A 26,543-nucleotide genomic window follows, 5' to 3' on the forward strand; every position below is an offset into this window, starting at 1 on the left:
GGGAGCGGCGGCCGGTTCAACCAGTCTAGCGCGTGCCCCAGCGTGGCCACCTGTACCGGACCAAAGCAGTCGGAAGTCCATGTGACTTCCAGCGCGCCGCCAGGATTCTGCTGCTGTTCCCAGTGTCGCAGGTGCGTACAGACTCAATGCTTCATCAACCGCGTGGAGCATCCCCTCCGGTAGTGAACCAGCGCTGGAACCCCTCGATCGCATCCGGCATCAGGGCGCGGGCGCGTTCACGCACCAGCACTTCGGCGTCGCGCATCGCGCTGATCGCATCCGGCCGCGCGCACAACGCCATCGCCACATCCGACGCGTCCAGCATCGCCAGGTTCACGCCCACGCCCACCGGCGGCATCAGATGCGCCGCATCGCCGATCAAGGTCACGCCATCGCGCGGGGCCCAGCAAAAATCCGCTGGCAGGCTGTAGATCGGCCGCCGCACGAAGTCCGTGCAGGCCTCCAGCAGGCGCCGAAGGTTCGTGGCCCACCCGGTATAGCAGCCTGTCACCAGCGTCCGTATGCCGTGCTGCGCGATCTGTGCATCAAGCCATTCGGAAGAGCGCTTCAGCGCCGCATACACGCAGAGCCGATCGCGGCTGTTGCGTTGCACGAACAAGGCCTCCTCGCCGCCAAAGCAGAACAGGCTGCCCTGCCCGACCATCGCTGCGATGTCCGCAGCAGGCTGTGCGATCCAACCTTCGAAGAAGGTAATGCCGGTGGGCACCGGCTGGCACGTACTCAAGGCCGCGCGCACTTTCGACCACGCACCATCGGCACCGATCACGATGTCCGCCTCGCGCTGCACGCCGTTGGCGAATCGCAGGCCGTGGCCGTTCGCCTGTGCAGATACCAGCGCGGTCAGGCTGTGGCCCCACTGCACCGTGTCCGCCGGCAGCGCGTCCAGCAGCAGCTGGCGCAGGTCGCCGCGGTCGATCTCCGGCTTGTCCTTGCTCCCTTCCGGCCCGAACCCGCCGGTGGTGATCTCCCCGGACCACGGATCGCCCATCCGCGCCTCCTGCCCCTCATGCCGCGCCACCGCACGGAAGGCCTCCAGCAGGCCCGCGCGCTGCAGCGCCACCTGCCCGGAATCGTCGTGCAGATCCAGCGTGCCGCCCTGTGTGCGCTGCTGCCCGGATGCTTCGCCCTCGTACACGCTCACGGGGTGACCGCCCCGATGCAGGATGAGCGCAGCGGTGAGGCCAGCGGGGCCTGCGCCGATGACGGCAATACGGGGAGGGTGCTGCATGGCGCGATCCAGGTTAGTTGATACGTCAACCGTATGCCGCAAGGGTTGACATGTCAACCATTGCCCGGCAACGTTCGGCCATGACCTCCCCCAGCATCACACCCGACGAATGGGCCACCTGGCGCGGCTTCCGGCGCATGGCAGAAATCACCTCCGGCCGCATCGTCCAGGACATCACCCGTAGCACCGGGCTCTCAAGGGCCGACTTCATCGTGCTGATGGAGCTGAACCAGTCCAAGGATCGCTGCCGCCGCCAGCGCGAACTGCTGGACTACCTGGAATGGGACAAGACGCGCCTCTCGCACCAGCTGACCCGCATGGCGGGCCGTGGCCTGATCGAACGCGATACCGACAGCGAAAACGTCGTAGTGATCCGCATGACCACAGAAGGGCACGCGCAGCTGCGCGCGGCACGGCCGGTACACGCCGCCGGTGTCCGCCGGTATTTTCTCGACCATCTCTCCGCGGATGATCGTGCCGCACTGCAGCGGATCACCGACAAACTGCATGCCGCCCTTCAGGACGCGGAGAACTGAGCCATCGCCCCGGTAGTGCCGGCCGCTGGCCGGCAACTGCACGCACCCAACGCCACCGGGATGCCGGCCAGCGGCCGGCACTACCACGCCCGGGCGTTCGTGGCGGGGTTTGACATGCAGGCATTTACCTGCATATAGTCCACTCAAGGGCGGCGCCTGCCGGCCCATCGCGAGGAACCTGCAATGGTGGATATCGCACACAGGGTCGGCATCAAGGCCCCCGCAAGCCAGGTGTACCAGGCGCTGGCCACCCCCGAAGGCGTGGCCGCCTGGTGGGCCGAAGACGCGCACGGCGACCACGAAGCCGGCGGCACGGTCAAGGTCCGTTTCACCAACAACGGCCAGGAAATCGGCGCCATGGAGATGAAGCTTGAGCAGCTTGTTCCAGGCGAGCTCGTGCTGTGGCGGTTCCTCGCCGGCCCCGCCGAATGGATCGGCACCCACGCGCGCTTCGCGCTGAAGCAGGAAGGCGACTACTGCATCGTGCTGTTCACCCACGAAGGCTGGAAGGAACGTGTCGAGTTCACCTCCCACTGCAGCACCAAGTGGGCGGTGTTCCTGATGAGCCTGAAGGCACTGCTGGAAACCGGCAAGGGCCAGCCCAACCCACACGACGTCAGGATCGACAACTGGAATTGAAGACCTCCCCATGGCGGTAGACCACCTGCGCGACGCAGACAAGGTGTTCAAGGCACTGGCCGATCCCACGCGCCGGACGCTGCTGGATCTGCTCTGCAAGGACAACGGGCAGACGCTGGGCCAGCTGTGCGAACACCTGGACATGGCCCGGCAATCGGTCACCCAGCACCTGGGCCTGCTGGAAGACGCCAACCTGATCAGTACCGTGCGCCGTGGCCGCGAGAAGCTGCACTTCATCAACCCGGTGCCCCTGCATGAAGTCTACGAACGCTGGGTACGCAAGTTCGAGCAGCAGCGCCTGAGCCTGCTGCATGACCTGAAACGCGAACTGGAAGGAGAATGACGATGTCTGCAGAGTCAACCCGCTTCATCCACGTGATCTATGTCGCCTCCACCCCACAGAAGGTGTTCGAGGCCATCACCCGCCCCGAGATCGCCAGTCGCTATTGGGGTCACGAGAACGTCTCGGACTGGAAACCGGGCTCGCGCTGGCAGCACGTGCGTGCAAATGAAACGCGCTCGGTCGAGCTGGTCGGCGAAGTGGTGGAAAGCACCCCGCCCTCGCGGCTGGTCATCACCTGGGCCGCCGCCTCGCAGGCCGACAATCCCGCTGCCTACAGCCGCGTCACCTTCGACATCGTGCCCTACCAGGACATGGTGCGGCTGACGGTTACCCATGAGGAACTGGAACCCGGCAGCGGCATGGATACCGGCATCCGCCAGGGCTGGCCGATCGTGCTGTCGAGCCTGAAGTCGCTGCTGGAAACCGGCAAGGGGCTGGATGTGTTTGCGAAGCCGAGATGAGCAGAATAGATTCACCAGAATCAGACATCGCCAATCATTGACGACAGACCATGGAACTAGCCTTCGCGAATCTCATTCGCGACTATCAGAAGCAAGTATCGTACGCAGTAAAGATTCTGAGAGAATCTGGCATTGAAATGCCATATAGCAGCCACGAGTGGACCCTTCGGACCGATCCCCGAGAGGGAAAGCTCGTCGGAGGTGTGAGCTACCAAAGGCATGGCCGCGGAATCTGGCTGGATCTACCTGACGGACAAGTTGATTTTGACTTTGGAGATCAAGGAGAGACCACTGGATTTGACAGATGGCGTCTTGAATGCTTCTTGGACAGCAGGCGCGATGCCTACCCGACCTCGACTCGCCCCGAGCTCGGAGTATGGCTGAAAGATGGGATCATCAAAGGTGAACTAATCCAAGCCCCCTATGGCCTGTATTACGTTGCAGACATTGCAATCAGCAAGAACCAGGATGTAAATCGAATCCTGACGGATGGCTGTGGCCTGCCCCACCAGTCTCAGGACAGGATACTAACACTGCACTCTGAATGCTTTCTCTCGGCCGACGTGATGCTCGGACACTACAATTCAACCGTCCGTTACGCAGAGAAGCATAAGGGACTGAGCCGATTGAAGAGAATAGGACTCCGCGTCTACCTGCTGTCATGGCTGGGATATCTGCACTCAACAATGGAAGGCATTCAGTCGATCGGGGTAAGACTACTACTTCAGAGAAGGCGCCATCACTCTTTTCAGGAAGCGATTCCGCTGCTAGACGAACTGAACAGCCTATTCAAGAAGCACGCTAATTCCCTAAGAATTCTGCGAAACAATGTCTTCCATCTACTCACTGATGCCAAGGCTCTAGAAGCGTTTTTCTCGCAGGATGGTCAAAGATTGAGATGGGCAACGGAGCTACATCGTCAACTTGCAGAGTTCTTCTCAAATTACAGAATAACGGCCGAGGTGTACTACTTGGAAACCGGAAGAATGGCAGAGAGTGTAGTGAGGAGCGTGGCTCGGGAGCGAAAACGACGTAGATCAACTACCATGCCTACTTCAGAAAAATAGGTCGCAATCGAGGCTCCCTATTTTTTCATTTCGCTCAATCTGCGCGACCGCCCATAACTGCCATGCACATCCTGCTTGATCCAATCGGCCAGCAGGCGCAGGTAGCCGTCGGTGATCCGTGTCGACACCCGGTTGCCCTCGGCATCGGTGCGGAACTCGACCATGCCGTGGTCGGTATCCGGGAACAGGTAGGTGTCGATCGGTTGCCCCGACGCGCGCAGGCGCGACAGGATCGAACGCGTGGCGGCAATCGGCGCGGCGCGGTCCTGCTCGGCCAGCACCCACAGCAACGGCACCTTCAGGCGGCGCAGCGCGGCCTCGGCGTCGTAGTCCCAGATCAGTTCCAGGTTGTCGAATCGCGCGCGACCGATCCGGCGCAGGTCAGCGTCACTCATGCGCAGCATGTCGCCGCTGTATTCGCCGCTGATGTTCTTTGCCCACGGTGCGGCACCGATCTGCGTACGCACCTTCGCCAGCGCCTCGAACCCTTCAGTGAAATGCGTGCGCATCAACTGCGCGGTCGCGTCTGAAAGCTGGCCGACCTGCTTCATCGCCGTTGCATCCAGCTGCATGCGGCGTGCCTCGTCGAACAGCTGCTCGCGGTCCTCCTCGATGGGCGACACCACCAGCCCGAAACCGATCGCCACGAAATCCGCCTGCGAGCGCGTCGCCGCAAGCGGTGCGATCCACCCGCCCTGGCTGCCACCGAAGTAGCCGGCCCGGCCGAAACGCCCCGCTGCCAGCTCACGTGCCTTAGCAAGCGCCGCCGCCGCGTCGTCGGCCAGCAGCTCGAAGTTCTGTGTGTACTCGCCTTCCGAATCGCCGGTCCCACGCTTCTGGTAAGCGAAGACCGAAATCCCCTGCGCCACCAGCATGCGCTGGTAGATGGCCGCCGCCGCCATCGTGCGTTCCGAGCCGTGCACCAGCACCACCAGCGGTCGCGTCGGGTCGGCCGGCCCTGCCGGCTCGATCAACTGCCCAACCAGCTTGGTTCCCGCGCTGATGAACGTTGCATCGGTATCGCGGGTCGGCAGTCGCTGCCAGCGCTGCGTGGCTCCCGCAGACGACCTGAAGCTGACCACATCGTCGCTGCAGCTCACCGGCGCGTTGGCATCACCGGTGGCGCCACGTCGCCCGTCCAGCATCAGATAGCGCTGGCCTGTGGCCGGCGCCGCAGCGGGTGCGCCCAGCACCACGATGTTGCCTTGCCCGTCACCGTAGGCACTGACCGTGCACAGCTCGGCGGCTGCAACCGGCAGGCCAGAACACACCAGCACCGCGCTCAACAACGAACGACTCCTCCACCCTGCCATGCCCTTCCCCGGTATCGTGAACCCGCCTCGTGCGGGCGCCCGGCGCAGCCTAGCGCGTTCGTTCGCCAGATTCATGCTGCATCTGCTTACTGTCGGCCTCTCCCATGGCCATACTAGGCGGACGATACGAACTTCAGAGCGCACGATGCACACACATGTAGAACAGATCGGCAGCACCCGCGTCCTGCGCAGCGCCGATACAGGCCCGCTGCTGGATGGCAACGCCCTGCGCGACTTGGTCGGCGATGCCCTTGGGCACCAGGCCGAGTGGATCGCCGTGCCAGTGCAGCGCCTTTCGGCAGACTTCTTCGAGCTGCGCTCCGGCATGGCCGGGCAATGGCTGCAGATGCTGGTGAACTACCGCCTGCACTTCGCCGTCCTGGGCGATGTCAGCGGCTACCGCGCACAGAGCGAATCGCTGGACGCGTGGATCACCGAATGCAACCGCGGCCGCGACGGCTGCTTCGTGGCCGACTGGGGCGCCCTGCTGGCGCGCCTTTCGGCCCCCGCCAGCGCCGGCTGAACGCCGCCCCCACGCTCACCCTCGCCAAACCTGGTTCCGACTGCACTCCGACGCCGCCCGCCACAGCATCACCCGCGGGCTCCCCAGGCGACGTTCGATGCGCGCTTCAGACGCAGATTCCCTGCACAGCAAAGTGGCGGCGGTCACCCTCGGTTTCTGGGTGATGAAGATCGCCGCCACCACCCTCGGCGAGACTGCGGGTGACCTGCTGTCGATGACGCTCAATCTGGGCTACGTGGCCAGCTCGGCCATCCTGCTGGCGATCTTTGCCGGCCTGCTGGGCATGCAACTGTCTGCGCGGCGCTTCCACCCGGTGCTGTTCTGGTCGGTGGTGCTGGCGACCAGCAGTGCCGGAACCACCCTGTCCGACCTGATCGACCGCACGCTCGGCCTGGGCTACGCCACCGGCGCCAGTCTGCTGGCCGGCTGCTTGGTGCTGGTGCTGCTGGCTTGGCGGGTGTCGGAAAAGTCGATCTCGGTCAGCAACATCGCATCGCGCCGCGCCGCGCCGAAGGCTTCTACTGGACCGCCGTGCTGTTCTCCAACACGCTCGGCACCGCGCTGGGTGATTTCCTCGCCGACGATTCCGGGCTGGGCTTCACCGGCGGCGCCCTGCTGATCGGCAGCCTCATCGCGCTTACCGCGCTGGCCAGCCGCATCAAGGGCATCAACCGGGTCATCCTGTTCTGGATCGCCTTCGTGCTCACCCGCCCGTTCGGCGCCACTTTCGGCGACCTGCTCACCAAGCCGCTGAAAAAGGGCGGCCTGGGCTTCGGCACGGTAGGCTCGTCGCTGGTGCTGTTCACCATTCTCGCCACGCTGGTGGCATTGCCCATGCTGCAGCGTAAAGCACAGCCAGCCAGCTAGCGCGCCGTCCAGCCCCCATCCACCGGCAGCGCCGTGCCGGTAATCTGCGCCGCCGCGTCCGAGGCCAGGAACACCACCATCTCACCCAGCTGCTCGGGCGTCACAAACTGCAACGACGGCTGCTTCTCAGCCAGCAGCTCACGCGCGGCGGTCTCCTGATCCGTGCCTTCGCGCTCGGCCAACGCGGTGATCTGCTGCTCGACCAGCGCCGTCCGCACCCAGCCCGGGCAGATCGCATTGGCGGTGATGCCCGTGCCCGCATTCTCCAGCGCGGTCACCTTGGTGAAGCCCACCACGCCATGCTTGGCCGCCACGTAGGCCGACTTGTTCACCGAGCCCACCAACCCGTGCACCGACGCAATGTTGATGATGCGGCCGGCGCCCTGCTGCTTCATGTGGGGCAAGGCCGCCGCCGTCGCATGGAACACCGCCGAGAGATTCAGCGCCAAGATCGCGTCCCACTTCTCGACGGGGAATTCCTCGATCGACGCCGTGTGCTGGATGCCGGCGTTGTTTACCAGGATGTCGATGCGGCCCATCGTTGCAACGGCGCGATCGATCATCCCGCGCACCGCCTCGCCATGGGAAAGGTCGGCGCCGTCATGCGCCACGCGCACGCCGAACTCGGCTTCCAGTTTGGAACGGATGCGTTCGATTTCCGCCGCATCGCCGAAGCCGTTCAGCACGATATCGGCGCCTTGCCGGGCCAGCGCGGTGGCAATGCCAAGACCGATACCGCTGGTGGAGCCGGTGATCACCGCAACCTTTCCACTGAACATGGGTGAGTTTCCATCGGGGGTAGGACGCCAGTGTAGCGTTATCGGCCTCCGCACCCTCCTCCTATGTGCCCACGTCCAACGAGTACGCCAGCAGGAACTCCCTGGCGTACTCATTCCCAGCCTGCGCCGAAGCGCGGATCAGGTACACCGCACGTGGCACGTCGCTGGGGACACCCTTGCCATGGAACAGCGCCAGGCCAAACTCGTACATGGCCGACGGATAGCCGGCCTCCGATGCCCGCTCAAAATGCGCGACCGCCCGCATGACGTCCTGCTCGACGCGGTCACCGGTCAGCAGGCACAGCCCTACCGCATGGATCGCCGGCATATAGCCCTTCTCTGCGGCCTGCTTGAGGGTCGCGAAGCTGTCCGCCTCGGCATGTGCGTGGTCCTCCCCCACAGGCATCGAGGAAGAGAGAAACAACGCTTCGGCACAGCCGCGTGCAAGCTGTGGGGCCAACAGCCGTCGCGCCTCGGCAATGTCACCACGGTCGAGCACCGCATCGAAGTCGGTCGTGAGCTGGGTTGGCATGTCCGTCATGGCGCAGGCGTCCTTCCTGTTCGCGGGCATCCATTCGCCCGGCTGACAGTATGCCTGCACCAGGCCAGGGTATTGCGCCAGCCCCACAAGACCGGGTGACCAGAAGACTCTCCGCGTCCATCGATGTTGGCCCTATAGTCAACGCCATCCACCCAAGGATGGCCCGATGAACCCCTGCAACGCCCTACTGCCTGCCGCCCTGATCGCGCTGCTCGCTCCCGCCACCAGCGTGGCCGCACCGGCCGCACAACCGGCCACACCGCTCACCACCGGCAGCGTGCGGCTGGATATTGCCAGCGGCCGTGTCGAGGGCGATGTCTGCATGTCCAACCTCCCAGCCGAATCAAGGGGCGCGTTCGTACTCAACGCCGGCCTGAACGTCGCGCGGGTCACAGATGGCGAGGGTAAACCGGTCGGGTTCGATGGCTGGTACGACCCGGGCGTGGATGGCGAGGCGCGCGTCTACACCCTGGCCGAGCCCACCGCCACGCTCTGCGTGCAGTACGTGGGCGCGTTCCCGCTGTACCCGAAGCACGATGCCCTGGGCGACTTCAAGGGCATGATGGCCTTCAACGGCGACAGCGCCCGTTTCACCGAACAGTCCGCGTGGCTGCCGCAGGCATTCGACCCCAAGGCCCGCGTGCGCAGCAACGAAAGCCGCTACGACCTGCAGGTGGACTGCGCCGGCTGCCGCTTCCTGTATCTCAACGGCAGCCCGGCCATCGAAGGCGCGCAGGGGCGATTCCGCAGCGACAACGCGCGGCCGATCCTGTTGTTCGGCGGCAGCGGCCCGATCACCCGCACCGCGCAGGTCACGATCCTCAACGAGACCCTGCCCACGGCCAAGGTCGATGCACTGTCCAGCACGGTGCAGAAGGTAGCCGACGTGCACAGCCGCTACATGGGCATGCCGCTGGCCGACCGCCCCACCTTCCTGCGCATGGTCACGCTCAACCAGATCGAGCGCGATCGCGAAGGCAGCGAATGGGGCTTTGCCACCTGGCCCACCATCGCCATGAGCGGCAGCATCGGCAACGTGGCCGACTCGCTGCTGGCCGGGGGCGAGCAGGCCGAACGGCGCGTGCAGTACATCGCACACGAAATGGGCCATTACTATTTCGGCACACTGAACCGTCCGCAGGGGCCGTATTTCTGGGTGCTGCTGGAGTCCAGCGCCGAGTTCCTGTCGATCAAGGCGCTGCGCGAGATCAGTGGCGATGCCGCGGCCGATCGCTACATTGCGCGACTGCAATCGGCCATCGACACGCAGGACAAGCCGTTGCCAGCATTCGATGCCATCGACGGCAACTCCGATCTGGGCGAGATGTATCGCTACGTCTATGCCCCCTTGCTGTTGCTCTCGCTGGAGAAACAGGTGGGCGAAGCGAAGATGCAGGCCTTCATGCGCGGGCTGCTGGCCGCGCCGTCGCCGAGGAACTGGGCCGAGCTGCAGGGCATTGCGCTGAAGGCCGGCATCGATGGCAAGACCTGGGAGCGCTGGCGGGCAAGCTGTGTGGCTGGCGGCAGGCAGAGGTGCCAGTAGATCCACGCCATGCGTGGATTCACTCCCTCAACGCCCGCACAACTGAATCGCCCACCACCGTGTCCAAGGCAACTCGCCCCCTGTCCCCTCCATTTGCCAATCAGCGCCGCTGATGTCCCCGCGCAATCAGAAGAACAGACCCGCCTGATCCACAGTCGCCAGTGGATTGGCCTTCCGCACCGCCTCAAGGAACAGCAGGAAGTCGCGGTTGAACAGCGTCAGGTTGTTGGTGAACGTCACGCACTTTCTGCCCGACGCTTTGCTGAAGCATACCTGCCAGACATAGCGCCCGTAGATCCTGTCGGACGTTCGTGTGACTGAGGTAATCTGCGAAAGCGGAACCGCCGTGGGCACCGGCCCACGCCGCAGGTAAAAGGACGCCGCATCAAAGAAGTAGTGCTCCCGATCCTCTTTTCCATCCACCATCACCAGGGTCATGGACTTACCGGAAATCCGGCGAGGGGGAGTCAAACGCAGCCCTGATCCCAATGCAGAACGTGCGGTCGCTGACATTCGCCGAAGAATGAACCAGAGGATCACCAACGGAAGTGCCGCGAGGACAACGAGGGCAACAGCCTTCAAAACAGATTCCAGTGCGCCGGGCACACAGATCTCCTGGATGAACGTTCAACATGGGCGACGACCCGCTCGCCGGGCCTAATAGATCCACACCATGCGTGGATGCTATCGCCTTATCGCCCCATTACTTTCAACGATGATGGGCTTCATCGGGTGCAGAAAGCCATTGTATCCACTGTCGTCGGCCCTACTGACGCTGTTGCAACGCAACCCTTGACTCACCAGATCTGCTCCAGATCCCCGTCGCTTCTCCCGATGCCACAGCGTGAAATGTCGCCTACGCCCCGCCGGGATGGGTAGAATTGGCCATATCGTGTCGTATAAGGCCATGCCATGGAACACCCTCTTGTCGAGGTTCAGGGCGCTGCCCAAGCGCTCAAGGAATTTGCCGAAGCCCGTGATTGGGCGCAGTTCCACTCCCCCAAGAACCTTGTCATGGCCCTCTCTGGTGAAGTCGGAGAGCTGAACGAAATATTCCAGTGGATGACCGAGGCCGACTCCTTCAAGGCAGCGTCTTCAGAAGCCACCGCCAAGGCCGTGCGCGATGAGATCGCCGATGTAGCCCTGTACCTCATCCGGCTGTCGGACGTGCTCGGCATCGATCTGAATGAAGCCGTCAGCAGCAAGCTGGTCATGAATGCCGCCAAGTACCCGGTCGATCTCTCGCGTGGCGTCAGTACCAAGTACAACAAGCTGGCGCAGCCATGATCGTTTATCAGGCGGACAAGGACGCCTTCCTTCGCCACTGCAACAATGAGGAGATCGAGGAAGTCATCCTCGCCAGCTACAAGGCAGCGACGAGCACCAAGGTCAGCGATTCTGAGGTCAATTCCTGGCGTTCCTCACTAGGATACGTTGCTCGCGCGCTGAACCACCCCTCCATTCCTGGGGACATCGGCGTGGCGGTGGAGTTCATTCTTCCGCAATCGCGAAAGCGCATCGATGTTGTCCTAACCGGTCACGCCGCAGATGGATCGCCTCACGTCATCATCGTAGAACTTAAGCAATGGTCGGCGATCAAGCCTTCCGCACGCGACGCCATGATCGAGCTACGCCCGGGAGACATGCGCGTCCATCCCAGTTATCAGGCGTGGTCCTATGCTGCCTTCTTGGAGGGCTTCAACGAAGCTGTCCATGAAGGCAAGCTCCAGCTTCACCCCTGTGCCTATCTGCACAACTATGCGCGGGACGGCGTAATCGACTCGCCGCACTACCAGCCCTACATCCAGCGTGCGCCGCTCTTTCTGAAAGGCTCATCTGACCTCGAGGATCTGCGCACTTTCATTGGCCAGTACACCGGCAAGGGTAACGGCCTGCCTGTACTGGCCGAACTGGACAGCGGGCGCATTCGACCCTCCAAGGCACTCGCCGACGAAGTGTATCGGCTGCTGTTGGGAAATAGCGCGTTCACCTTGCTGGACGAGCAGAAACATGTATTCGAAGCAGCCAAGGCGGCATGTGCTCAGGCCCACGCAGACAGGAAACCCCGTGTCGTCATCGTTGAAGGCGGCCCAGGTACGGGCAAATCAGTCGTCGCTGTGAATCTTCTGGCCACGCTACGCGATGGCCTGAACGTAAAGTACGTCTCGAAGAATGCTGCACCGCGTGCGGTCTACAGCAATGCGCTTGGAAAATCGAAGGACAGTGCGCGCCTGCACCATTTCTTTGGCGGTTCCGGGGCGTTCATTGATTCCCCTGAGAACGAATTCGACGCGCTGATTGTCGACGAAGCACACCGGCTTACCGAGCAAGGCGGATTCTACGGAAACGAGGGCAAGAACCAGATCATGGAGCTGATCAACGCTGCCCTGTGCAGCGTGTTCTTCATTGATGAGGATCAACGAGTCACGCTCAAGGATATCGGCACCAAGGAAGCCATCCGGGAATTTGCGATTGCCCGCGGCGCTACCGTGGAAGAGTACGCCCTGTCATCGCAGTTCCGCTGCGCGGGCTCGGACGGCTACCTGGCATGGCTGGATGACGTGCTGCAGATCCGCCCAACCGCGAACCCTACACTGGACGGGATCAATTACGACTTCCAAATATTCGACGACCCGACCGCGCTGCATGCTGCCATTGAATCAAAGAACACCGGCAACCGCGCACGCGTAGTGGCAGGTTACTGCTGGCCCTGGAACAGCAAGAAGAACAGCAAGGAGATGGACATTGTCATCGGCAATTACCGGCGGCAATGGAACCTGGACAAGGACGGAAGCCTCTGGATCGTCTCCGCAGACTCGATTGACCAAGTCGGCTGCATCCATACCTGCCAAGGGCTGGAAGTCGACTACATTGGGGTGATCATCGGGCCGGACCTGGTCGTGGAAGACGGCGAGCTCAAGACCGTACCTCGCGCGCGGGACCGGCACGACAAGACCATGAAGGGGTTCGTAAAGCTGTCAAAGTCCCATCCCGCCCATGCCGCCGAGCTTGCAGACACCATCATCAGGAACACCTACCGCACCTTGATGACCCGAGGGATGAAGGGCTGCTACGTCTACGCAACCGACCCGCAGGTTGCCGCCTACTTCAGGGCCCGGCTGCAGCGACAGGCAGCCGCAGAACAGTCGGTTGAGGTGGAGGCCTAAGCGCTCCACCTGACGGCCATCCCCGGTAGGTCCACGCCACACGGCTGGCTCTCGCCTCAACGCCTCATCACTTCCAATGATCCGGCCCCAGGAACGGCAGGCTCAACACAAACACCGGCACCGCCACAGGGATCAACGCGGCCCCCAGCACCTTGCCCGCCGCCGAACCCGCACCCGGCTTGTCCTCCCTCTCCGGCAGGATCCGCTGCGCCCGCGCATTGATCGGCTGTGCAAGCTTCCCTTTCTCCGCCAGCACCGCAGCATCCGACAACTGCACCCGTTCGCCGTCGCCCTCGAACAGCGCGCTGTAATAGCTGCCGCCCTTCCTTGAAAGATTGCAGGCGCGATCAAACGCCAGCGCGTAACGGGTCCGGTCCATCGGCAGGTAGTAGCGCGCCCGCTCCTCCACGGCCTTGGCCTCACGCGGGGCGACCTCAATCCGCTCCAGCTTGAACTGCGCGGCCTGTTGCGCCGTCACCTGCTCCGGCCGCAGCAGCAGCGCATAGCTGCCGTGCACCTTGGCCTTGTTCGCCGGGTCGCGCCAGTCTTCATGGAAGTACATCTGCGCGCAGGCCACCGCCTCGCGCAGCGGGCTGTCCATCAGCGCGCGGTACTCGCGGAACGGCGCGGCATTGAAGCGCATCGGCTCGTCATAGTGCGGCAACAGGTACAGCTGGCCGTCGTCGGCCACGAACGCACTGGTGATCTCGCGGCTTGAGGCGTGCTCCTCCGGGCCACTGGCACAGCCGGACAGCAAGCCAAGGCACAGGGCGGAGAGAATGAAAAAAGACGTTCGCATGTCGTGTTCGAGGGCTTCCCTAGGAAAACGGCCCCGCCCGGAAGGGCGAGGCCAGCCCATCATGGTGCCACGGCACCGCATGCGATGCAGAAACCGCCTTACTTCAACCGCTCCACCAACCGCTGCCCCACCTCCAGTGCCGACGCCGGGTTCTGCCCGGTAATCAGCTCGCGGTCCACCACCACATGCCCGGTCCACGGCGTGGTGTTGCTGCTGAACTTCGCACCCGCCCGCTGCAATGCAGTCTGCGGGTAGAACTTCATCTCACCGCCGCCCAGCAGCGGCTTGGCCTGCTCTTCTTCCTGGTTGCTGATCACCGTCATCTGGTAGCCGCTGTAGATCCATTTCGGCGTGGCCGGCGTCGCACCCGCCTCCAGCTTCGCCACGAAACCCGCAGCATCCGGTAGCGTGGACAGCAGCGCGATCGGCCCGTGGCAGACCAGCGCGGTGGTCTTGTTGCGCTGGTGGAAGTCGGCCAGCAACCGGCCCAGCGCCGGGCTCTTCAGCAGGTCCTGCATCGGCGCGTGGCCACCGGGAATGTAGACCGCATCGAAACGCGCGTAGCCCTGCTGCTCAACGCGCGCCAGGCTGACCACCGGCGAGGCCGTCGGCGAGGTCAGCGCCAGCTTCGCCAGCAGATTCTTGTGCAGCGTCAGCTGCGCGGTATCGTTGCCGAAGTACGCCGCCGTCACCGAGGACGCATCCACCGTCGGCGCCCGCCCCTGCGGCGTGGCGAAGGTCACCTCGTGGCCCGCATCCAGCAGCAGCTTGACCGGCTGCATCAGCTCGTTGAGATAGAAGCCGGTGGACAGGACCTTGCCGTCCTTCAGGTCCAGGTGGTTTTCGTCGGACAGCACCACCAGCACGTTGGCGGCATGCGCGCCGGTCGCCGCCAGGGTCAGGGCCAGCGCTGCGGCCAGCCGGGTCATCAGGTTCATGGGGTAGCTCCTATCGGGGAATGGCCGCCACTTTATTCATCGCCCCAGCGGCGATAAATTGGCCCCATCGCAAAACATCTGTTCCCCGGAGAGCCAAATGAGCCGCAAGTTCGACTACCTGGGCGATGTGGAGGTGTTCCTTGCGGTGGTCGAGCACGGTTCGTTTACGGCCGGCGCGGTGGCGCTGTCCACCACGCCCTCGGTGCTGAGCCGCGCGGTCACCCGCCTGGAGGCGCGGCTGGGCCGGCAGCTGCTGCAGCGGACCACCCGCCGCGTGGGCCTGACCGACGCCGGGCGGCTCTATCTGGACCAGGTGCGCACCGCCTTCGGGCTGCTGGACGACGCCGAGCGCGACGTACTGGCCCAGGACGGTGCGCTGGCCGGCCGCGTGCGCCTGAGCGTGCCCACCACCTATGGCCACTACCGGCTGCCGCCCGTGCTGGCGCGCTTTGCGCAGCAGTACCCACAGGTGCAGGTGGAACTGAACATCACCAACCGCAACGTGGACCTGGTGGCTGAGGGCTTCGACCTGGCCATCCGCCTGGGCCAGCTGCCGGACAGCGGGCTGGTGGGGCGAAAGCTGGAGGATGCGCCTTTGGTGCTGGTGGCTTCGCCGGAGTACCTGCAGCGCCGGGGTACACCGCAGACGCTGGACGAGCTGCAGCAGCATCTGTGCCTGCCGTTCGTGATGCCGCGCACCGGGCGGCTGGCGCCCTGGATCTTCCGCGACGGCGGGCGCGACGTGGACTGGCTGCCGCGTTCGTCCATCGAGACTTCCGACGATGTGCTGGGCGTGGTGTCGCTGGCCGAACAGGGCATCGGCATCTGCCAGAGCTATGAGTTCATCGTGCGCGAGCGGATGCAACGTGGGCAGCTGGTGGAAGTACTGCCGCAGCTGCGGGGGCGGTCGCGGCCGTTCTCGGTGATCTATGCGCCGCATCGGCGGCAGTCGGCGGCGGCGCGGGCGATGATTGAGTTGCTGGTGGGGAATCCGAGCGCGGTTGAGGATGGCGTTGGTTGAAGCCCGGGGCTTGTTAATGGTGTCGGGTTTGAACCGATTTTCGGGCTGTGCGGCCGATCAGGTGCCGTTGCTTGCCGAGGCGGACTAGGAACTGTTGCAAAGCAGGCCGTCGCGCTATTCGCTTGTGGCATGGGCGATTGCGCCACTTTGATTCGCCATCAGCAGAACAGCTGCGCGAATGCGTCTGCTGGCGTCGCGTGCTGCACGAAGGGTGCGTGCAACAATAGTTCTTCGCTCTCGGATTCCACGATTCCTTCGCGAATTTCTATTGGTATTCGAAGCGGCGGCGTAAACACCATGACGTGCCACCGACAACGGGTGGCGGCGGGTCTGCAAACCCGTGATGAGAGATGCACCTGTAGTTTGCGCTTGCCCGTCGGCACCGTCCTTAACCGGTGCCGGCGGGCAATCCGTCGGCCTTTCTGGCGGACGGTGCGTGGGGGCCTTCGGGCCCACCGGTCTATGGTGCTATCTCATCCCGGTTTGCAGCCACGCATCGTCCGCCACCTCTTCACGGTGGCGCTGTTAAGCACAGCCACGGAAGCCGACGCCATGAACGAATCCGACACCTTCTCTTCGTATACCGTTGTTGAGCCCATCAACGACGACACTCCCCTGCCCGACCTGACTCCCTGCTCGGCATCCTCAAGCGCATGCGCGGCTGCGAGGGCGCTGATGGGCACCCTTGGCCGGAAACCGATGTGTCACCCGGTCGTCGCGTGAGCCTGGCGAGGACCGAGCGGGCAATGGTGGGGGCGCTAACGGTGCTGGAGGTCTTGCACGCCGCGGACCGCTGCCGTGTGGCAGCGGAGCCGGAGCGGCATTTGGATGAGGGGATTGTGGACGGGCTGTTTCTGGCTTGCCGGGGGTTGGTTGAGTGGGCTTGTCGAGAGGTAAGACCGGAGTGATCTGCTTCCCGGAGCATATTCGCGGCAGACCTCGTTGAGCATCACATAGAACAACGTCTGCCTCCGGCAATGAGCAGACGTCGGCTTCTAAAGGGTGCTGACCCATTTGCCAATCAGACAGCTTCACTAGGAAAAAAGTGAACCTGGAACCTTCACTTTCCAACTAATTGCTAAACAGCAACTTTGTCACGGTGCTTTTTCAGCCTGCGACAAGCTGCTGCATATTCTCGCAACAGCTTCTGTCCATCCTCCGCGAGCTTCTTTGCGGACGCGTCAATCTCAGCGATAGTCATGGTGGCATCGCCCATGGCGTGCATTAGATTATTTCTAGACTCCTTCCAGGCGTTGAGCTTGTCGTGCTCAAAGTTCTCCTTGAGAAGCTTATCCTTCTCTGCGCGCCGATTCAGTTCTTTGAGTTTTGGTCCCATCATCTTTATGGGCTTTCCATTGGCACCGCCGGCCTTCTCACCGACCCCGCCAGAATTTTGTAGAAGCGAAACGAGTCGATCCTCCAGCGCGGCATATGCGTACCAAGATGCCTCCAGGTACACTCCGGCGTCAGACGCCGATTTCATTCGAGTAATGAATATCTTGTACAAATCTTCCTTCGGCATGCATCCCCCTGTTGTCGTCCAGCGCCTAAACTAAGCCGATCCGCGAAGCGGGCTCGGATTGAATTACTTGCTATGCATAGCTATCGAAGCTAGCGAATCTCTTCGAATTGCCAGATTCTCGTCGGCGTTCCAGACAGCTGGTCAACACCATCATGACTTGGCTCGCCAAAGAGCTTCTTAGCGATTGCCAGCGATGGCTCATTGTCTGTCTCAATCAAGGATTCAATGTAGTAGCGTTGACCGTAGTGTGGTCGAAGATCCTTCTTGAACTGCTCGAGGCATTGACGGATAAAGGTCGAGGTTAGACCGCGCCCCCGAAGGCTCTCTAACGTGCCATAGAATAGACAAAAGCAAGGCAAACCATTAAGCGGCTCATTCTCGTCAAGTACCACAAGCTGTTGGACCTTTAGCCCTGCCAGGCGCGCATAAGTGTAACGCTCTGATGTAACTCCCTGATCGATCTCTACGAAAAGATCTTCGGCACCTGGGACTGGACGCATACGGAAGCCGTCAGAGAACGCTTGCTCCAGCGACTTAAACCCAGTCATCGGGTTCTGATGTTCGTGCATTCCTCACCCTGTCGATTTCCAGAAGATCTAGCAAAGTATAGAGCGTGAATAGGACCGAGACACCAAGGGGCGTAGGCTTCATCGAACAATTTCGGATCTTCGCTTTCGGCCAGAGGCCGACGCGCGTTGTTCCTGCAGCCCCAAAGAGCAATTCGTGAGGGATACTGCCACGCCAGCCTGGCAAGATCGCGGGTGAGCAGTTGCCTCATCGCGCGGTTTCTTTATACGTTCCGATGCGATGTGCTTGAGGCAGACCTTGGCCACAAGGCTAGGCTGTCCTACGATTTCTACATGACTCCTTCGCAACCCTTGCCCAACAGCTGGCGGAGCTGAACAACCCCCTTTGAGCCCCCGACATGAAGGTGGTCATGGATCGAGCTGCATCAATGTCTTCGGCGGTTAAACGTTCATCATCCTCCCCATCAAGAGGTTGGAAGGCGCAGCCGCCGGGGCACCATCTGCGCATACGACAGCCATCTATTCTGGCGCTAGCCGCCTCCAGCCAGCACTCTAACGTAAACCGAGTCACCGCCCCTTCTTCCCAATTAGTTTCACGTAGGAGGGCCTACTTACGGGGTGGCGTGGAGGAATTGCTGCACGATTCACATCAACCGCCACCCTGGTGACAGAACGAAGTTGACCGTGCACCCTCACCTCACAGTCCATGAAGTGCCGCCCGATGTATGCGACACCACGCGTCCAGACGCGGGATCCGTCATCAACGCCGCTGTGTCCTAAATCGCTTTCTTCGTGAGCGCCAGCGCCCGTGTTCCTCACCACCCAAGTCACTCTGGCATGGTTGGGGATAACATGGGGATTTGTGATCGCGAACCTTAGCTTCTCACCGACTCGTGCGAAGGGGACGTGCCCAATGTAGTTCCTCAGTACGCTATAGCTATCCGCGTCTAGCACCGCAATGCTGATAACTGGACTCTGGATTGCAAGCCCCGTACCCACCACCTCCAGCGCAAGCCCATCCACGCCTTCTGGCAGTGGGAACAGGTGTTCAAATGGCTCGCACCAGATTGCTGCAGCTTCAGCTTCATCTTCGCAATCCACAGCGCGAGACGACGAGTCCTTAAATCGTGCCAGCTCTTCCATGAATGCGCCAAAGTCACTTTCATCCAGACGATTTAGGTTCGTGTCGCTGTCGCCACCTACAGGATTGCGCACAGTGCTGTCCACCAACAGTCGCTCGTAGATCGAATGGACGACGATCCCCAACGCATCGTCGTCATCCTCTCCGTTGAGGCGTTGCGCAGCATCGACCACCAGCACCGTCAGAAGAAGTGAAGAAGGAATTCCGTCAGAGCCCGCGAACTTAAGTGCAGCCCACGCCTTCATGTATCGAACCAGTCGTCGAATTCGCGCCTTCTGGCGATCGTCGCCATCGAGCGCTTCTTGGAACCAATCAAGCATGGCTGCTGGGTTGCTCCTTTCCCAGCCATTCGATAACGTCGCTAACCGGACGCCTCCTCCGTCTGACGCCTTGTGATAGACAGGAACGTCGATGTGGAATTTTCGCTCGTACCTAACCCGCGAGCATCGCTCTTTCGGAGCATCCAGCTGCTTTACATCGTCGCAAATTCTTGCAAACTGCTCTAGCGAATGTCCCAACAACCCTCGCAACTCGGCGCTGTCAGGCTCCGCCCTACCATCTATGAAATAAAATCCGACATCCACATCGTACTCGGCTCCCGGCATCACTGGCTTGATCAATGTGTGGAAACGATATGACCCTTGCAGAAAGGTTGAAACTCCATAGCCAGAATCTGCCAGGTCATCCAGCAGCCACTGCTCGAGCGCGTCCTTGTTATCTCTTAGGAACTCCAACTGTCCATCCGTCGGTCGAACGCGTCGATTGAGCGACTCTGCATCGTCATTGGAAAAGAACAAGCTGGCTGCAACACCCACTATTCACCCCCTGCAATGATCCACTTGTGTGGCGAGTGAGCCAAATACGGCTCTATATCTTCTTCGCGTAGCCGATGGAACGTATCCTCCGCAGCGCCAAGCAATCGTTTCTGCGCATACTCAGTTGCGATATTGAGTCCGAGCTTCTTTTGATCGCTCTGGCTCGGCGACTCGTCCAGACGTAGATGATTCGAACCGAGTCTATGCCGAACGATCTGAAGCGCCATCTGTTCCTGTGCAGCAAGAATGGTCTGGATCAGCGGAAAGCTGGTCGGTCGAAGCCACGATAGAACGCCCCTTCTCTTCTCTATCCCCATCGGCTCTACGTAAGTGGTAGACATAGTGCCTATGCTGAGCATGCGAACGGACTCATCCTTCGCCGAGAAGTACGTGTTCGCCTCATGGAGCGCCACAAGGTCTGGAGCGTTCGCGAACAAGCCACCGTCTGCGTACAAGTTCTCGCCAAAGCTGGCAATCGGGAAGTAGATCGGCGCGGCTGAAGTTGCCAGCGCAACATCCCTTACAGAAAGCTTATAGTCTCTCGTCCAGTCGGCATTGTGCCTCGACTTGAGAGGAGTGCCTCGTCCAAGAGTCAGATTTAGCGCAGGAATTATCAACGCGTGCTTAGCATCTGCCAACCGAGCACCTCTCGGCAGCAGAGATTCAAGCAGGTCGGCCACTGGCTCGGAGTCGTACTTATTGCGGAACAGCCCCGCTCGAAACAAGTTCCTGCGGAATATCACACTACCTTTGGACAAGAACGCTGCGACGACGTCCTTCATTGGAACTTCGAACGCAACAGCTAGCGCCAGAATTCCTCCGATCGATGTCCCCGCAACCAGGTCGAAGCACTGACCGATGGGCTTACCAGCACGCTCTTCAAGTAACTGCAGAACTCTCGCAGAGTAAAGCCCCCTGTACCCACCACCAGTCAGCGATAGCACATTGATAGCCGACTGTTGGCGCAGACTTTGAGAAACTTCCATGCCCCCCCCTAGAACGCGATACCAAGCTACATCACTATATTCCGGACGCCAGCCACAGTCCAATGCCCCCCCCCGAACTGGGAGGCGATCCCCGATGCCTCAAGCTCGCGTGCAATGCCCGCGTAAGCTTGAACGAATTTTTAGGTCTCTTAGTGAGACCTGATCTTTGCTGCAAGGCTCATAGCTACTTCCACATAGCTAATTGCGTCACCATCGCTCAAATTGATCTCCTCAGCGTGAGCGGCGCTATTACGCAAATGCCGAAGCCTTTTAAAGGTTTCCAAGTCATCCCTGCTTATTACATTGCACTTGAAAAGATACTCCCCGATCGTCGGGTCGCCTCTAAAAATTTCGCTTGGCGGCTGGCTCCAGAACGAGCTAGCAACTTCATTTGCAGCCCCCTCAACTTCGAGCCAAGCTTCCATGACAGCGACACGAGTAGAAAATGGCACCATTCGCAACAGCTCTAGTCGCTTACTCTCTAGTATTTTCGGAAGTCCGGGCGAAGTAACGCCCGCACTCGGTTGATCAGATGACTGTTCCGAGAGGCTTTTGACCTTAAGCATCGCGATTTCCCTAGAAAACTCAATTTCAACCTCTTTGTACCTCAGCCTCTTTAATAGAGGCATCAGCTCTTTAAGTGGCTTGCGAAGCAAGAAAGCCAGTACGAGGAGTGAGGCCGGCCAAACTACAGCCTTAATGACCTCAGCTGCGAATGTGAGAGTATCCAATACGGTGATGCTCCCTAGGGGACTAACTATCTAATAGATGGACCCGTAGGTCCGGTTATACGACGTATCCACAAAGCGCCATATGGTGGCCTCTCCCCAATACAGCTCGATATTAGGGCGACTGGATTCGACTAACAAGCCAGCGTACAACCGGACGAAGCGCTAGAGGACACCACACACGACAAGGGCGCCTCTCGGCGCCCTCGTTCTTATCACTCCCACTCAATAGTAGCCGGCGGCTTCCCCGAGATGTCATAAACCACCCGCGACACCCCCCGCAACTCATTGATGATCCGGTTGCTCACCGTACCCAGGAACTCATACGGCAGGTGCGCCCAATGCGCGGTCATGAAGTCAATCGTCTCCACGGCCCTTAGCGCAATCACCCACTCATAAGCGCGCGCATCACCCACCACGCCCACCGACTTCACCGGCAGGAACACGGCAAACGCCTGGCTGGTCTTGTCGTACAGATCCGCCTTGCGCAGCTCATCAATGAAGATGGCATCAGCCTTGGCCAGCAGCTCGGCGTACTCGCGCTTCACTTCGCCCAGGATACGCACGCCCAGGCCCGGGCCCGGGAACGGGTGGCGGTAGACCATGGTGCGCGGCAGGCCCAGCTCCACGCCCAGGCGCCGCACTTCGTCCTTGAACAGCTCGCGCAGCGGCTCCACCAGGCCCAGCTTCATGTGCTCCGGCAGGCCGCCCACGTTGTGGTGGCTCTTGATCACGTGCGCCTTGCCGGTCTTGCTGCCGGCCGACTCGATCACGTCCGGGTAGATGGTGCCCTGCGCCAGCCACTTGGCGTTCTTCAGCTTGTTCGACTCTTCATCGAAGATCTCAACGAACAGGTTGCCGATGATCTTGCGCTTGGCTTCCGGGTCGCTCACGCCTTCCAGCGCGGCGAAGTAGCGGTCGGCGGCGTTCACGCGCACCACCTTTACGCCCATGTGCTCGGCGAACATCGCCATCACCTGGTCGCCTTCCTGCCAGCGCAGCAGGCCGGTATCCACGAACACGCAGGTCAGCTTCTCGCCGATGGCCTTGTGCAGCAGCGCGGCCACCACGGACGAGTCAACGCCGCCGGACAGGCCCAGGATCACTTCGTCATCGCCCACCTGTTCGCGCACGCGGGCGATCTGGTCGTCGATGATGTTGGCGGCGGTCCACAGGGTCTGGCAGCCGCACACGTCCACCACGAAGCGGCGCAGCAGCGCCTGGCCCTGCAGGGTGTGGGTCACTTCCGGGTGGAACTGCACGCCGTACCAGCGCTTTTCTTCGTTGGCCATGGCGGCCACCGGAATGCGGTCGGTGGTGGCGGTAATGGTGAAGCCCGGCGGCGCAACGGAGACGTGGTCGCCATGGCTCATCCAGACATTCAGCTTCGGCTCGCCACCGTGGTCGCTCAGGCCCTTGAACAGTGCATCCGGGTTGATCACGTTCACTTCGGCGTGGCCGAACTCGCGCTGGTCAGCCGCTTCGGTGGCACCACCCAGCTGCGCGGCCAGGGTCTGCATGCCGTAGCAGATGCCGAAGATCGGCAGGCCGCTGTCGAACACTTCCTGCGGCGCGGCCGGGGCACCCGGCAGCGTGGTCGATTCCGGGCCACCGGACAGGATGATGCCCTTGGCGCCGAACGCGGCGATCTCGGCCGGGTTGTGGTCCCACGCCCAGATTTCGCAGTAGACGCCCAGCTCGCGGATGCGGCGGGCGATCAGCTGCGTGTACTGCGCGCCGAAATCGAGGATGAGGATCTTGTCGTTATGGATGTTGGTCATGGTGCCGTTCCAGTGGTGTTTTTCGCAGCGCCCGGCGCTTCAAGGCTCTGCGTCAGCGTGGCGATGAACGCCTCGCGTTGTTGAATATGTGAGGGGTCTTCCTCGTCCCAGCGCAGCATCAGCAGGCCGTGCGGTGCGTTGGGGTTGGCGCGGTCGGCGCGCGGCAGTTCGGCGATTTCCTGCACTTCGGTGCCGGGCACGATGCGCCGTTGAAAGGCGTGCATCGGGTAGCCGGAATCCACGGCGTTGCCCCAGAACGCGGACTGTACGCTCATCCGTTTCGGCTCCAGCGGCCCCAGCTCGGCGGTGACCACAGGATCTTCAAGCCTGTCACCCAGATCGGTAACGCACCGCAGGATGACCTGCAGCGGGCGCTCGCCGGTACCTTTCAGCAGCCAGCGCTGCTCGCCAGCGGCCTGCACCTGCCAGCCCTTCGGCAGCGAGAACGCGTTCTGGCACGCCTGCACGTCCTGCAATTGCGAAACCGCCGCGCCCGGAGACCCGGAGCGCGGCGGCGGTTCGGACACCGAACAGCCTGCCATCAGCAGGCTGCCCGTAATCGCAAGAGCAGTTCGCAAGCGCATCAGGCGCGGTAGTTCGGCGGCTCTTTGGTGATCGTCACGTCGTGGACGTGGCTCTCACGCTGGCCGGCGCCGCTGATCTTCACGAACTTGGGCTTGCTGCGCATCTCGTCGATGGTGGCGCAACCCACGTAGCCCATGGTGGCACGCAGGCCGCCCATCAGCTGGTGGATGATCCCGCCCACCGGGCCGCGGTACGGCACGCGGCCTTCGATGCCTTCCGGCACCAGCTTGTCGGCGGTGGCGGCGTCCTGGAAGTAGCGGTCCTTCGACCCCTTTTCCATGGCAGCCAGCGAGCCCATGCCGCGGTAGCTCTTGTACGAACGGCCCTGGTACAGCTCGGTCTCGCCCGGCGATTCTTCGGTACCGGCCAGCAGGCCGCCGACCATGATGGTCGAGGCACCGGCGGCCAGCGCCTTGCCGATGTCGCCCGAGTAGCGGATGCCACCGTCGGCGATCAGCGGGATGCGGTCCTGCAGCGCTTCGGCCACCAGATCAATCGCGGTCACCTGCGGCACGCCGACGCCGGCGACGACGCGGGTGGTGCAGATCGAGCCCGGGCCGATGCCGACCTTGACCGCGTCCGCGCCGCTGTCCAGCAGCGCCAGTGCGGCTTCGCCGGTGCAGATGTTGCCACCGATGACCTGCACGTTCGGGAAGTTCTTCTTCACCCAGCTGACGCGGTCCAGCACGCCCTGCGAGTGGCCGTGCGCGGTATCGACCACGATCACGTCCACGCCGGCGGCGACCAGCGCTTCCACGCGGCGATCGGTATCGCCACCCACGCCGACGGCCGCGCCGACCAGCAGGCGGGTCGACAGATCCTTGGCAGCGTTGGGGAAGTCGGTGTTCTTCTGGATGTCCTTGACGGTGATCAGGCCACGCAGTTCGAACGAATCATTGACCACCAGCACCTTTTCGATGCGGTTGCGATGCAGCAGCTGCAGCACTTCGTCAGACGCGGCGCCTTCCTTGACCGTGATCAGGCGATCCTTCTTGGTCATGATGTGGCGGACCGGATCGTCCAGCTCGGTCTCGAAGCGCATGTCGCGGTGGGTCACGATGCCGGCCAGCTGGCCGTCGCTGCCCACCACCGGCACGCCGGAGATGTTGTGCGCCTGGGTCAGGGCCAGCACGTCGCGGATGGTGGTTTCCGGGCCGACGGTGATCGGGTCGCGGATGACACCGGCCTCGAACTTCTTGACCTTGGCCACTTCCGCGGCCTGCTGTTCCAGGCTGAGATTCTTGTGGATGATGCCCATGCCGCCGAGCTGGGCCATGGCGATGGCCAGGCGGGCTTCGGTGACGGTGTCCATCGCGGCGGACAGGATCGGAAGCTTCAGCTTCAGGTCTCGGGTCAACCGCGTTTCGAGGTTGACGTCCTTGGGCAGGATGGTCGAGTGGGCGGGGACGAGCGAGACGTCGTCGTAAGTGAGTGCTTCAGCCTGGATGCGCAGCATCGGCATACCCGAGATGTGGGGAAGCGCGACATTTTACCCCTTTTTCGCGCCGCGTGGCAGGGGGTAGATGCGACGCAGTGTCGCGCCGGCGGCGATTGGTTCAGGGCGACGGACCGGGGCCACGCGCCGCCTGGGAACCCCCACGGAACCGCCTTTGGTAGGTGCCAACCTTGGTTGGCACGATCCGTCCGACACCGGCACCCCAGATGGGCCGATGGCCCCGATGGATGTGTGCCAACCAAGGTTGGCACCTACCAGGAGCAGGCCAATGGTTGCCCCCACCCCAAAAGGTCAGCTCAGCGCTTCCGCCGCTTCCAGGGTGTTCTGCATCAACGTGGCCACGGTCATCGGGCCCACGCCACCCGGCACCGGGGTGATCCAGCTCGCCCGCTGGGCAGCCGCCTCAAACCCGACATCGCCCACCAGGCGGCCGTCATCCAAGCGGTTGATGCCGACGTCGATCACCACCGCGCCCGGCTTCACCCACTCGCCCGGCACGATGCCGGGGCGGCCTACCGCCACCACCAGGATGTCGGCGTTGCGCACGGCCTGTTCCAGCACGTCCTTGGGGGTGAACTTGTGGCAGCTGGTCACGGTGCAGCCGGCAATCAGCAGCTCCAGGCCCATCGGGCGGCCGACGTGGTTGCTCACGCCAACGATGGTGGCGTTGCGGCCGCGCACCGGCTGGTCGGTGTGGCCCAGCAGCGTGGTGATGCCGCGCGGGGTGCACGGGCGCAGGCCGAACTCGCGCAGGGCCAGGTGGCCGACGTTTTCCGGGTGGAAGCCGTCCACGTCCTTGCGCGGGTCGATGCGCTGGATCAGCCGGCGCGCATCGGGGATTCCCGGCAGCGGCAGCTGGATCAGGATGCCGTTGATCTTCGGATCGGCGTTGAGCTGGTCGATCAGGTCGAGCAGCTCGGCCTCGGTGGTACCGGCCGGCAGATCGTAGTCATGCGCTTCGATCCCGACCTTCTCGGCGGCACGGCGCTTGTTGCGCACGTACACGGTCGAGGCAGGGTCGCCACCGACCAGCACCACGGCCAGGCCCGGACGGCTGCCGCCGGCGGCCACGCGGGCGTCGACACGCACCTTCAGGCTATCGAGCAGGTCCTCGGCGATGCGGCGGCCATCAAGGATGCGGGCAGGATGCGGGGCGGCGGAATCAGTCATCGGGGGCAGGCGTGGGGCGGCGGGGACGCTATTGTCCCTGATTCAG

Annotated in this window: 29 protein-coding genes; 13 read left to right on the forward strand and 16 right to left on the reverse strand. The window is 62.3% G+C overall.

From position 1 onward, the window contains the following. Positions 1–154: 154 nt before the first annotated feature. On the reverse strand, positions 155–1,249 hold the full coding sequence (locus AC5P8F_RS11075) for an FAD-dependent oxidoreductase (RefSeq protein ID WP_495228169.1): 1,095 nt from the start codon (positions 1,247–1,249) through the stop codon (positions 155–157). A gap of 80 nt (positions 1,250–1,329) precedes the next feature. On the opposite strand from AC5P8F_RS11075, the gene AC5P8F_RS11080 reads away from it, so the two are divergent. The 5 genes from AC5P8F_RS11080 to AC5P8F_RS11100 all read left to right on the forward strand — a co-directional run bounded on the left by AC5P8F_RS11080 (position 1,330) and on the right by AC5P8F_RS11100 (position 4,295). Continuing rightward, positions 1,330–1,785: a MarR family winged helix-turn-helix transcriptional regulator gene (locus AC5P8F_RS11080; RefSeq protein WP_014646885.1), complete on the forward strand. Its 456-nt coding sequence runs from the start codon at positions 1,330–1,332 to the stop codon at positions 1,783–1,785. Positions 1,786–1,968: 183 nt separating this feature from the next. Further along, positions 1,969–2,424, forward strand: a complete 456-nt coding sequence (locus AC5P8F_RS11085; protein ID WP_032958113.1) for an SRPBCC family protein — start codon at positions 1,969–1,971, stop codon at positions 2,422–2,424. A 10-nt stretch (positions 2,425–2,434) separates the two neighbouring features. Further along, complete coding sequence (locus AC5P8F_RS11090; protein ID WP_014646883.1) at positions 2,435–2,767, forward strand: ArsR/SmtB family transcription factor; 333 nt, start codon at positions 2,435–2,437, stop codon at positions 2,765–2,767. 2 nt (positions 2,768–2,769) lie between these two features. Beyond that, positions 2,770–3,228: an SRPBCC family protein gene (locus AC5P8F_RS11095; protein WP_495228172.1), complete on the forward strand. Its 459-nt coding sequence runs from the start codon at positions 2,770–2,772 to the stop codon at positions 3,226–3,228. 50 nt (positions 3,229–3,278) lie between these two features. Further along, positions 3,279–4,295, forward strand: a complete 1,017-nt coding sequence (locus AC5P8F_RS11100; protein ID WP_495228174.1) for a DUF6896 domain-containing protein — start codon at positions 3,279–3,281, stop codon at positions 4,293–4,295. 17 nt (positions 4,296–4,312) lie between these two features. Here AC5P8F_RS11100 and AC5P8F_RS11105 read toward each other — a convergent pair whose 3' ends face one another. Next, entirely contained in the window at positions 4,313–5,572 is a 1,260-nt protein-coding gene (locus AC5P8F_RS11105; protein ID WP_495228230.1) for an alpha/beta hydrolase family protein, read from the reverse strand. Positions 5,573–5,753: 181 nt separating this feature from the next. On the opposite strand from AC5P8F_RS11105, the gene AC5P8F_RS11110 reads away from it, so the two are divergent. The 3 genes from AC5P8F_RS11110 to AC5P8F_RS11120 all read left to right on the forward strand — a co-directional run bounded on the left by AC5P8F_RS11110 (position 5,754) and on the right by AC5P8F_RS11120 (position 6,998). After that, on the forward strand, positions 5,754–6,131 hold the full coding sequence (locus AC5P8F_RS11110; protein WP_032958117.1) for a DUF4180 domain-containing protein: 378 nt from the start codon (positions 5,754–5,756) through the stop codon (positions 6,129–6,131). Between the two features lie 97 nt (positions 6,132–6,228). Further along, entirely contained in the window at positions 6,229–6,750 is a 522-nt protein-coding gene (locus AC5P8F_RS11115; RefSeq protein ID WP_495228176.1) for a COG4705 family protein, read from the forward strand. Next, entirely contained in the window at positions 6,663–6,998 is a 336-nt protein-coding gene (locus tag AC5P8F_RS11120; RefSeq protein WP_495228178.1) for a COG4705 family protein, read from the forward strand. The genes AC5P8F_RS11115 and AC5P8F_RS11120 overlap by 88 nt, the downstream gene beginning before the upstream one ends. Here AC5P8F_RS11120 and AC5P8F_RS11125 read toward each other — a convergent pair. After that, complete coding sequence (locus tag AC5P8F_RS11125; protein ID WP_495228180.1) at positions 6,995–7,777, reverse strand: 3-hydroxybutyrate dehydrogenase; 783 nt, start codon at positions 7,775–7,777, stop codon at positions 6,995–6,997. The two genes, AC5P8F_RS11120 and AC5P8F_RS11125, sit on opposite strands and share 4 nt — an antisense overlap. Before the next feature lie 61 nt (positions 7,778–7,838). After that, complete coding sequence (locus AC5P8F_RS11130) at positions 7,839–8,318, reverse strand: tetratricopeptide repeat protein (protein ID WP_495228182.1); 480 nt, start codon at positions 8,316–8,318, stop codon at positions 7,839–7,841. Between the two features lie 166 nt (positions 8,319–8,484). Between AC5P8F_RS11130 and AC5P8F_RS11135 the strand changes: the two genes are divergently transcribed. After that, positions 8,485–9,861 carry a hypothetical protein gene (locus AC5P8F_RS11135; RefSeq protein ID WP_329767927.1) on the forward strand — a complete coding sequence of 459 codons (1,377 nt, stop codon included), beginning with the start codon at positions 8,485–8,487 and terminating at the stop codon, positions 9,859–9,861. Between the two features lie 126 nt (positions 9,862–9,987). Here the strand turns inward: AC5P8F_RS11135 and AC5P8F_RS11140 are convergent, their stop codons facing one another. Next, the gene (locus AC5P8F_RS11140; RefSeq protein ID WP_495228184.1) at positions 9,988–10,467 is read right to left on the reverse strand and encodes a hypothetical protein; all 480 of its coding nucleotides are present in this window, start codon (positions 10,465–10,467) and stop codon (positions 9,988–9,990) included. Positions 10,468–10,773: 306 nt separating this feature from the next. Between AC5P8F_RS11140 and AC5P8F_RS11145 the strand changes: the two genes are divergently transcribed. Next, the gene (locus tag AC5P8F_RS11145; RefSeq protein ID WP_401747866.1) at positions 10,774–11,148 is read left to right on the forward strand and encodes a nucleotide pyrophosphohydrolase; all 375 of its coding nucleotides are present in this window, start codon (positions 10,774–10,776) and stop codon (positions 11,146–11,148) included. Continuing rightward, positions 11,145–13,028 (forward strand): DNA/RNA helicase domain-containing protein, encoded by a 1,884-nt coding sequence (locus AC5P8F_RS11150; protein WP_495228187.1) that lies wholly within the window; start codon positions 11,145–11,147, stop codon positions 13,026–13,028. Before AC5P8F_RS11145 ends, AC5P8F_RS11150 begins: the two co-directional genes overlap by 4 nt. Positions 13,029–13,095: 67 nt before the next feature. Here AC5P8F_RS11150 and AC5P8F_RS11155 read toward each other — a convergent pair whose 3' ends face one another. Both AC5P8F_RS11155 and AC5P8F_RS11160 read right to left on the reverse strand, forming a co-directional pair. Beyond that, positions 13,096–13,827, reverse strand: coding sequence for a hypothetical protein (locus AC5P8F_RS11155; RefSeq protein ID WP_053494842.1), 732 nt, complete (start codon positions 13,825–13,827; stop codon positions 13,096–13,098). A gap of 98 nt (positions 13,828–13,925) precedes the next feature. Then, positions 13,926–14,765, reverse strand: coding sequence for a type 1 glutamine amidotransferase domain-containing protein (locus tag AC5P8F_RS11160; RefSeq protein WP_414611439.1), 840 nt, complete (start codon positions 14,763–14,765; stop codon positions 13,926–13,928). A gap of 97 nt (positions 14,766–14,862) precedes the next feature. On the opposite strand from AC5P8F_RS11160, the gene AC5P8F_RS11165 reads away from it, so the two are divergent. Both AC5P8F_RS11165 and AC5P8F_RS11170 read left to right on the forward strand, forming a co-directional pair. Continuing rightward, positions 14,863–15,786: a LysR family transcriptional regulator gene (locus AC5P8F_RS11165; RefSeq protein ID WP_495228190.1), complete on the forward strand. Its 924-nt coding sequence runs from the start codon at positions 14,863–14,865 to the stop codon at positions 15,784–15,786. Between the two features lie 552 nt (positions 15,787–16,338). Further along, entirely contained in the window at positions 16,339–16,509 is a 171-nt protein-coding gene (locus AC5P8F_RS11170) for a hypothetical protein (protein WP_495228192.1), read from the forward strand. A 355-nt stretch (positions 16,510–16,864) separates the two neighbouring features. Here AC5P8F_RS11170 and AC5P8F_RS11175 read toward each other — a convergent pair whose 3' ends face one another. The 9 genes from AC5P8F_RS11175 to folD form a co-directional block, all read right to left on the reverse strand. Further along, on the reverse strand, positions 16,865–17,308 hold the full coding sequence (locus tag AC5P8F_RS11175; RefSeq protein ID WP_495228194.1) for a hypothetical protein: 444 nt from the start codon (positions 17,306–17,308) through the stop codon (positions 16,865–16,867). An 89-nt stretch (positions 17,309–17,397) separates the two neighbouring features. Continuing rightward, positions 17,398–17,877 (reverse strand): GNAT family protein, encoded by a 480-nt coding sequence (locus AC5P8F_RS11180; RefSeq protein WP_495228196.1) that lies wholly within the window; start codon positions 17,875–17,877, stop codon positions 17,398–17,400. A 525-nt stretch (positions 17,878–18,402) separates the two neighbouring features. After that, positions 18,403–19,773: a cyclic GMP-AMP synthase DncV-like nucleotidyltransferase gene (locus AC5P8F_RS11185; protein WP_495228198.1), complete on the reverse strand. Its 1,371-nt coding sequence runs from the start codon at positions 19,771–19,773 to the stop codon at positions 18,403–18,405. Between the two features lie 17 nt (positions 19,774–19,790). After that, entirely contained in the window at positions 19,791–20,777 is a 987-nt protein-coding gene (locus tag AC5P8F_RS11190) for a CBASS cGAMP-activated phospholipase (RefSeq protein ID WP_495228199.1), read from the reverse strand. Between the two features lie 149 nt (positions 20,778–20,926). Beyond that, positions 20,927–21,508, reverse strand: coding sequence for a hypothetical protein (locus AC5P8F_RS11195; RefSeq protein ID WP_495228201.1), 582 nt, complete (start codon positions 21,506–21,508; stop codon positions 20,927–20,929). A gap of 212 nt (positions 21,509–21,720) precedes the next feature. Further along, entirely contained in the window at positions 21,721–23,286 is a 1,566-nt protein-coding gene (gene guaA, locus AC5P8F_RS11200) for a glutamine-hydrolyzing GMP synthase (RefSeq protein ID WP_005413109.1), read from the reverse strand. Beyond that, positions 23,283–23,762 (reverse strand): hypothetical protein, encoded by a 480-nt coding sequence (locus AC5P8F_RS11205; RefSeq protein WP_164077652.1) that lies wholly within the window; start codon positions 23,760–23,762, stop codon positions 23,283–23,285. Before AC5P8F_RS11205 ends, guaA begins: the two co-directional genes overlap by 4 nt. A gap of 107 nt (positions 23,763–23,869) precedes the next feature. Next, positions 23,870–25,327: an IMP dehydrogenase gene (gene guaB, locus AC5P8F_RS11210; protein ID WP_032958143.1), complete on the reverse strand. Its 1,458-nt coding sequence runs from the start codon at positions 25,325–25,327 to the stop codon at positions 23,870–23,872. Between the two features lie 291 nt (positions 25,328–25,618). Next, positions 25,619–26,497, reverse strand: a complete 879-nt coding sequence (gene folD / locus AC5P8F_RS11215) for a bifunctional methylenetetrahydrofolate dehydrogenase/methenyltetrahydrofolate cyclohydrolase FolD (protein ID WP_005416247.1) — start codon at positions 26,495–26,497, stop codon at positions 25,619–25,621. Positions 26,498–26,543: the final 46 nt, after the last annotated feature.

This window comes from Stenotrophomonas sp. YJH_SMC_69 (assembly GCF_059370495.1).

Bases quoted from the DNA above. Each gene is read 5' to 3' on its own strand.
- AC5P8F_RS11095 (WP_495228172.1), top strand. From the start codon at position 2,770: ATGTCTGCAGAGTCAACCCGCTTCATCCACGTGATCTATGTCGCCTCC.
- AC5P8F_RS11155 (WP_053494842.1), bottom strand. From the start codon at position 13,827: ATGCGAACGTCTTTTTTCATTCTCTCCGCCCTGTGCCTTGGCTTGCTG.
- AC5P8F_RS11110 (WP_032958117.1), top strand. From the start codon at position 5,754: ATGCACACACATGTAGAACAGATCGGCAGCACCCGCGTCCTGCGCAGC.
- AC5P8F_RS11170 (WP_495228192.1), top strand. From the start codon at position 16,339: ATGAACGAATCCGACACCTTCTCTTCGTATACCGTTGTTGAGCCCATC.
- folD (WP_005416247.1), bottom strand. From the start codon at position 26,497: ATGACTGATTCCGCCGCCCCGCATCCTGCCCGCATCCTTGATGGCCGC.
- AC5P8F_RS11165 (WP_495228190.1), top strand. From the start codon at position 14,863: ATGAGCCGCAAGTTCGACTACCTGGGCGATGTGGAGGTGTTCCTTGCG.
- guaA (WP_005413109.1), bottom strand. From the start codon at position 23,286: ATGACCAACATCCATAACGACAAGATCCTCATCCTCGATTTCGGCGCG.
- AC5P8F_RS11115 (WP_495228176.1), top strand. From the start codon at position 6,229: ATGCGCGCTTCAGACGCAGATTCCCTGCACAGCAAAGTGGCGGCGGTC.
- AC5P8F_RS11075 (WP_495228169.1), bottom strand. From the start codon at position 1,249: ATGCAGCACCCTCCCCGTATTGCCGTCATCGGCGCAGGCCCCGCTGGC.
- AC5P8F_RS11090 (WP_014646883.1), top strand. From the start codon at position 2,435: ATGGCGGTAGACCACCTGCGCGACGCAGACAAGGTGTTCAAGGCACTG.
- AC5P8F_RS11150 (WP_495228187.1), top strand. From the start codon at position 11,145: ATGATCGTTTATCAGGCGGACAAGGACGCCTTCCTTCGCCACTGCAAC.
- AC5P8F_RS11135 (WP_329767927.1), top strand. From the start codon at position 8,485: ATGAACCCCTGCAACGCCCTACTGCCTGCCGCCCTGATCGCGCTGCTC.
- AC5P8F_RS11100 (WP_495228174.1), top strand. From the start codon at position 3,279: ATGGAACTAGCCTTCGCGAATCTCATTCGCGACTATCAGAAGCAAGTA.
- AC5P8F_RS11085 (WP_032958113.1), top strand. From the start codon at position 1,969: ATGGTGGATATCGCACACAGGGTCGGCATCAAGGCCCCCGCAAGCCAG.
- AC5P8F_RS11190 (WP_495228199.1), bottom strand. From the start codon at position 20,777: ATGGAAGTTTCTCAAAGTCTGCGCCAACAGTCGGCTATCAATGTGCTA.
- AC5P8F_RS11125 (WP_495228180.1), bottom strand. From the start codon at position 7,777: ATGTTCAGTGGAAAGGTTGCGGTGATCACCGGCTCCACCAGCGGTATC.
- AC5P8F_RS11175 (WP_495228194.1), bottom strand. From the start codon at position 17,308: ATGCCGAAGGAAGATTTGTACAAGATATTCATTACTCGAATGAAATCG.
- AC5P8F_RS11130 (WP_495228182.1), bottom strand. From the start codon at position 8,318: ATGACGGACATGCCAACCCAGCTCACGACCGACTTCGATGCGGTGCTC.
- AC5P8F_RS11160 (WP_414611439.1), bottom strand. From the start codon at position 14,765: ATGAACCTGATGACCCGGCTGGCCGCAGCGCTGGCCCTGACCCTGGCG.
- AC5P8F_RS11080 (WP_014646885.1), top strand. From the start codon at position 1,330: ATGACCTCCCCCAGCATCACACCCGACGAATGGGCCACCTGGCGCGGC.
- AC5P8F_RS11145 (WP_401747866.1), top strand. From the start codon at position 10,774: ATGGAACACCCTCTTGTCGAGGTTCAGGGCGCTGCCCAAGCGCTCAAG.
- guaB (WP_032958143.1), bottom strand. From the start codon at position 25,327: ATGCTGCGCATCCAGGCTGAAGCACTCACTTACGACGACGTCTCGCTC.
- AC5P8F_RS11180 (WP_495228196.1), bottom strand. From the start codon at position 17,877: ATGCACGAACATCAGAACCCGATGACTGGGTTTAAGTCGCTGGAGCAA.